We start from the raw sequence: 456 nt of genomic DNA on the forward strand, positions 1-456 counted from the left end.
GCCCCAGTACCGCTACGCCGATGGGCTTCTCACTCATTGACCACTCACCTCCAGGCTCAAAAGATCGTCGACGGTCTCCCGACGGAGCACCAACCGCGTCTTGCCGTCCTTCACAGCCACCACCGCGGGTCGGCACAGCAGGTTGTACCGGCTCGACATCGAATAGCAGTAGGCGCCGGTCGCGGCGACTGCCAGCAGGTCGCCCGGCGCGATGTCATCGGAGACCCAGGTATCGCGAACGACGATGTCGCCGGTCTCGCAGTGCTTTCCGACGATGCGCGCCAGGGTCGCGGATGCGTCGCTGACCCGGGACACCAGACGCGCGTCGTACTCGGCGTCGTACAGGGCGGGGCGGATGTTGTCGCTCATCCCGCCGTCGACACTGACGTAGCGCCGCAGCGCGGTGGCGCTGACCGCGACGTCCTTGACGGTGCCGACCTCGTAGAGGGTGATGGT

At 66.7% G+C, this 456-nt stretch carries 1 protein-coding gene; it reads right to left on the reverse strand.

Annotated elements, in window-relative coordinates:
* Positions 1 to 33: 33 nt before the first annotated feature.
* Positions 34 to 456: diaminopimelate decarboxylase family protein (locus tag RM572_RS29160; protein ID WP_394813732.1), on the reverse strand; the 423-nt coding region annotated here is incomplete at its 5' end.

The sequence above is a fragment of the Streptomyces hazeniae genome (assembly GCF_031845485.1).
GTDB lineage: Bacteria > Actinomycetota > Actinomycetes > Streptomycetales > Streptomycetaceae > Streptomyces > Streptomyces hazeniae.